This is a genomic window from Coprococcus intestinihominis, assembly GCF_040096555.1.
Taxonomy (GTDB): Bacteria; Bacillota; Clostridia; order Lachnospirales; family Lachnospiraceae; genus Coprococcus_A; species Coprococcus_A intestinihominis.
The window spans coordinates 1-5,945 of record NZ_JBBMEK010000211.1 but is presented as its reverse complement, the minus strand read 5'-3'; the positions used below and the strand labels follow the sequence as shown (position 1 = coordinate 5,945).

At 44.5% G+C, this 5,945-nt stretch carries 4 protein-coding genes and 1 pseudogene; 1 reads left to right on the top strand and 4 read right to left on the bottom strand.

Features of this window, described 5'->3' with window-relative positions; all coding sequences use genetic code 11:
* Window positions 1-226, top strand: a pseudogene (locus tag WMO25_RS13765) (tyrosine-type recombinase/integrase); the annotation flags it as partial.
* A 32-nt stretch (window positions 227-258) separates the two neighbouring features.
* On the opposite strand, the gene WMO25_RS13760 reads toward WMO25_RS13765, so the two are convergent.
* The 4 genes from WMO25_RS13760 to WMO25_RS13745 all read right to left on the bottom strand — a co-directional run.
* Window positions 259-1,221 (bottom strand): 3'-5' exonuclease, encoded by a 963-nt coding sequence (locus tag WMO25_RS13760; RefSeq protein WP_015513042.1) that lies wholly within the window; start codon window positions 1,219-1,221, stop codon window positions 259-261.
* A 19-nt stretch (window positions 1,222-1,240) separates the two neighbouring features.
* On the bottom strand, window positions 1,241-2,731 hold the full coding sequence (locus WMO25_RS13755) for an LCP family protein (protein WP_349085774.1): 1,491 nt from the start codon (window positions 2,729-2,731) through the stop codon (window positions 1,241-1,243).
* 85 nt (window positions 2,732-2,816) lie between these two features.
* The gene (locus WMO25_RS13750; protein WP_349085773.1) at window positions 2,817-4,646 is read right to left on the bottom strand and encodes an ABC transporter ATP-binding protein; all 1,830 of its coding nucleotides are present in this window, start codon (window positions 4,644-4,646) and stop codon (window positions 2,817-2,819) included.
* Window positions 4,636-5,945, bottom strand: a 1,310-nt coding sequence (locus WMO25_RS13745; RefSeq protein ID WP_349085772.1) for an ABC transporter ATP-binding protein, incomplete at its 5' end; no start/stop codon positions are given. The genes WMO25_RS13745 and WMO25_RS13750, both read right to left, overlap by 11 nt.

Below are 5,945 nucleotides of genomic sequence, written 5' to 3'. Positions count from 1 at the left end.
TAAGGTCATCTATGATAAGATTACAGATGATGGGAATCAGAAAGCCATGGAATACCTTCTGAAAGATAAGAAGGGTGTGCGGGATATTGATGCCATTATTCTTGAGCTTAAACAGATCCGACGCAAGTTATCCGGCAAACGTCAACCGCTGCCTTATTATGGCCGTGTAGATACTTTGCTGGAACAAATGCACGATACACTGCGGGATTTCAATCAATCCCATTAGTACAAAAGGCTGTCAATGCCACTGAAGCTGCTTCAGTGACATTGACAGCCTTTTTGCCTGCGCTCACGACGCTTTTTCAAAACATCTGCTTTCATTTGGCGCAATTGCTGCGCACCCTCTTCATCGATCAGCCGCAATGTCTTGACAATATAGATATGCTGCTCATCATCTTTCTTAATTCTCAGTTTGCCGCGTATATAACCATGTTCCGGGCAATCGGCCAGACAATAGTACGCTTTCGTTCTTGCCGAAAACCAATGCATTTTCTTCCTTGCTGCACGTCCGCACTTATAACATTTTGTTGAACGCACTTCCCTGTCCGCCAATGCTTCTTCTCTCGTATCAAAAACTCTGGAAATATACTTGTAATAGGAATCATATCGAAGATGGATCTCATCCCCTTTACTCTGCGGATTCTGATAATAATCAATCGAGTAGAGCTTCTTCGCTTCTTCCTGATCAATCCTGCGGAAAACATCTGCCGTATAAGCCGCATCATTGACCGCCCGATGAAAACCGGCCTCTTTCGGCAGCTGAAAATAATCAACTGCCGATTCAAGGGATACCGCCGATGCATCATGCGCACAAAGTAATCGAAAAAACTTCTGCACGTTGTAATATTTGACCGGCCCCTTCAAAAGATCCAACAGGCCATAGTATTTCATGTTGCGCTGCAATTCCACCAGGTCCATATTGCCCCATGTGCAGAAAATATAATCCTTGCCGCACCACAGCATAAAATCTACCAGTACATAAGAAAACGGATCGCTGGCACACAGCTCCTCCTGGGTAATCCCTGTCAGATCCCGTGTAATATAATGCAGTTTCTTGTATACTTTCGGACGAATGGTCCGGCTGAAACGGTCGATCTCCTTCAAGTTCTCATCCAGTTTCACTGCACCAATCTCAATGATCTCAAAGGGTATCTTCCGATTCTCAGATCCCTTGCCATAACAGGCCTGATTCCATTCAAAATCCACAACTACATAATTCATGCCGTCCACTCCATCCAGACTATTCGTTCAGATTAACAACCTCTCCATCAACAACCTGCTGCATCAGCTCTTTCGCTTTATCAACAGTTGTCTGATCCGGTATCATAACATAGGCATTAGCGCTCATGGAATACGGCTGTCTTGTATCACCGCTGCCGTTTACACTGTAGCTGACAATATTCCAGCTTCCGCCGTCTGTCAGCTGCTGACGTACCAGTTCAGCCAGACGGTCATAGGAGAAGTTTGTCTCAAAGCAGCCATCGATACCGGCCAGTACATCTGTGTAACGACTCAGGATATCAGGCGATAATACTTTCTGTATAACCGCACTGATAACTTCCATCTGATGACGTCCTCTTGCACGGTCACCATCTGAGAAAGCGTATCTCTCACGTGCATATGCCAGTGCTGCTTCACCGCCCAGATGATTAATACCCTTTGTATAAGAGTATCGGCTGTCTGTATATGCGGTAAATGCTTCCTCTGAATTAACATCCACACCACCAAGCGCATCAATAATCTTGATAAATCCGGCAAAGTTCACACGGAAATAATCGTCCAAAGAAATATCATAGAGCATACCCAGTGTATCCATAGAAACATCAATACCGTAAATACCGGCATGAGTCAGCTTATCCGGTACACCATTGGAAATAGACAGGGGTACAAAATAATCACGCGGTGTAGACACAAGCAGCGCCTGCTTGGTATCTGTATTGATCGTTGCAATGATATTGACATCGCTTCGCGTATTAATGATCGCACTGCCTCTGGTATCAATACCGCTGATGTACAGACGGATAATATTATCCGGATCTGTCTGTTTCGCTGTATCATCTGAAGAAGCGGTGTCATCTGTCTTAATCTCCACATCAACACTCAGAAGATCCAGTTCTCTGATCTTATCCTCGATATCTGCATAACCTTCCATGTCCTCAAGTACAGGCAGGTAAGCATGATTCAGAATAATCGCATCACAACTGCCGTCCAACAGGCTGTCCACAAGCTTTGTTACACCATTTTCTTCCTGTGTCTTTACAGACTGACCGGTACGCTCTTCTATCTGCTTGACAGCAGCCTGTGTGTTCTCTGTATCCAGATTGCTTAAAGTACCAAAAGTATAACTCTTTGCATCCTCAATAGACTGGGCTGAATCATCCTTCAATACATAGACACCAATCTGAGACGTCTGTGTATTTACACCGGAAATTTTGTTCAATGTATTATATGTGCTCATCACATAAAGATTGCCCAGAAGCAGAATTACAAGAAGCAGAACGCCCAGAATTGCACCGATAATAAATCGGACTTTCTTCCTGAAATTTCCTGTCAGCATTGCCACCAGCAATACACAGGTCATAAATACAATGCCTACTGCAAAAAGCAGATAGATCGGCAAAAGCTTTGTAACCGCCAAGAGTCCTACAAATTCAGCGACAAGCAACAGCAATATAATAGTAATGATCAATCCCGGAACTCGGGCTTTTTTTCTTCGTCTTTTGCTGCTCATAACATTTCCTCCATATAAATATAGCTTCATGTTGTCAAATTTCTTTTGTAATTCATTGTTTAGATAATTACAATTAATCTCTATCTTAGCACACTGGCTGATGATTCGCAAGTGATGTGCCGCTGTGATATAATTTTTCGTAAACACCTTTTTTCGCCAGAAGTTCCTCATGAGTCCCCTGCTCCACAATATCACCATGGTCAACCACAAGAATCAGGTCCGCATTTCTGACAGTTGACAGACGATGGGCGATCACAAAGGATGTTCTGCCGTCCATGACTTTATGCATGGCATCCTGCAGCATTTTCTCCAGACGGGTATCCACAGACGAAGTTGCTTCATCCAGAATGATGATCCGGGGATCTTTCAGAATCGCCCTTGCAATCGTCAAAAGCTGCTTCTCTCCCTGTGAAATATTACTGCTTTCCTCATTGATCTCAAAGTTGTAACCGCCGGTCAGTGTTTTGATAAAATGATGCACATTGGCCATTTTGGCAGCGGAAATAACTTCATCCTTTCTGGCTGTCAGCCTTCCGTAATGAATATTATCATAAATACTGCCCTTAAACAGCCATGTATCCTGCAGTACCAATGAAAAAAGCTGTCTCAGTTCTTCCCTGTTCATATCCCGGATATCAATACCGTCAATTTTGATAGCTCCGCCCTTTACATCATAAAAACGCAGCAGCAAATTCATCAATGTTGTTTTGCCTGCCCCAGTCGGTCCTACAATCGCTACCATCTTTCCCGGCTTCGCCTGAAAATTCACATCCCGCATTAATGTTTCATCATCATACCCAAAAACAACATGATCAAAAGTGACTTCACCCCGGACTTTGTCCGGTCGGATCTCGACTTTGCCATTCTGTACTTCCTCTTCCTCATCCATCAGATTAAAAATTCTTCCCATGGCCGCAAAGGCAGACTGTACCTGTGAAGACAATTGGGAAATCTGTGACAACGGGTCATTGATCTGCCAGATATAACGGACAAAGGCCTGAAGATTGCCAAGCAAAAGCGTTCCATTCATGACAAACAAACAGCCCGTTACAGCCACAGAACCGATAATCAGATACGTGATCAGAGAAATACACGGCGAGATCAGGGAGGATGCAAATTGTGCCCTAAAAGAAGCCTTCCGCATCCTGTCATTCACATCGTGAAATTTGTCCAGAGCCATTTTCTGCCTGTTATATAAAATGATTTCATTAAAACCGCCGTACATCTCCGTGATCGTACCATTCAGCTCCCCCAGTGTTTCCTGTTGTGTATCAAACAATTTCTGTGATCTCGTTACAAAAAACCGGGTCACGATCAGTGACAGCGGAATAATCAAAATCGCTATACAGGCCAAAATGGTGTGAATGTAAAACATCATCCCTATAACAAAAATGAAGGTCAGAATCGCTGCCAGAACTCTCTGCAGGGTTTCCTGCAGCGCATTGCTCAGCGTATCCACATCATTGGTCACACAACTGAGTACATCCCCAAAAGCATGATCATCAAAATAACGCACCGGTAGCCGCTGAATCTTTTTCTGCAAAGCATTGCGGATATCACACATGGCCTGCTGCAGCACCCGCGTCAGAAAAACAGCCGTGATCAGCTGAGAAACTGTTTTGATGATATAAATAATCACCAGCGTCCCCATGATTCCGAAAATCACATCAAAATGGACATGTGCACCTTCCACGCCCTTCAGTATCGCTTCCCCGTCACTAAAGAGCTGTGTTGTCATCTCTCCCTCCACCACCGGCATCACCGCAAATGTTATATTGGCCACGACAACCATCAGCAGACCAAGAACCAGGCCGCCTTTATACGGACGCAAAAAATTCATCAGATATTTGAGGCAGTAACCCACCTGGGCAAGTCCCTTCCTGTCGTTTTTATTTTCAGTTCGATCAACAGACATTCTGCAGTTCCTCCTCACTCAGCTGAGATGCTGCAATTTCATAGTAAAGCGGGCATGTTTTTAATAATTCCTCATGGCGGCCCGATGCTGCCAGATGCCCCTCATCCAAAACAAGGATCTGATCCGCATCCATAATTGTCGAAACACGTTGGGCAACAATGATAACAATCGCATTCTTCACTTCCGGTTTTAATGCCTGACGCAGTACAGCATCTGTTTTCATATCCAGTGCTGAAAATGAATCGTCGTAAATATAAATATCCGGTTTTCTGACCAGCGCCCTTGCAATAGACAGGCGCTGCTTCTGTCCGCCGGACAAATTGCCTGCTCCCTCTACAATCCGTTCTTTAAAACCCTTTGGCTTATCCATAATAAAATCCGCTGCCTGCGCAATATCAGCAGCATGCCGTATTTCCTCATCCGTTGCTTCAGAGCAACCGAAACGAATATTTTCCTCAATGGTGCCACTGAACAAATTCGCCTTCTGTGCAACAAATCCGATATGTTCACGCAGCTTATGACTGTTGATCTGCCTGACATCCACGCCATTAACCAGAACACGTCCGCCGGTCACGTCATAAAATCTCGGGATCAGCTGGATCAATGTGCTCTTTCCGGAACCGGTACTTCCGATAATAGCCGTTGTCTGTCCGGCCCTGGCAGAAAAAGAAATATCTTTCAGAACCGCTTCTTCCCCATCCGGATAACAGAAATCAACATGTTCAAATATAACTTCTTTTATAGGTTCTCTATCATCATGTACACGCTGCGTGCTGACAGTCTCATCTGTGATATCCGGCGTCATATTCATCACTGCCTCTATACGTTTGGCCGAAATATTCGCACGGGGATACATCATGAACACAAGGCAGAACAGCATCACTGAGAACATGGCATGAAACAGGTATTCCATAAACGCCATCAGCTGCCCCACCTGCAGCGCACTCTGATCGATCATCTGACTGGCAACAAAATAAATCGCCAATGCTGCAATATTCATCAGAAGAAAAAACAGCGGTTCCGTAGAACTCATCAATGTGAACAGCTTTTTGGACTGATTTGTAAACGCCTGATTCTGTTTCCCGAAACGTTCTGTCTCACGGGCATCATTATTAAAAGAACGGATCACCCGGATTCCTGTCAGATTCTCTCTGAAAATACGATTCAGGCCATCTAATGCCGTCTGCTGACGTTCACTGACCGGACCGGATATTTTAGCAACAAGTATGACACCCAGAATAATAAAAGGCACTGTCGCCGCAATGATCAGCGATAATTTCACCGATGACATGATAATCA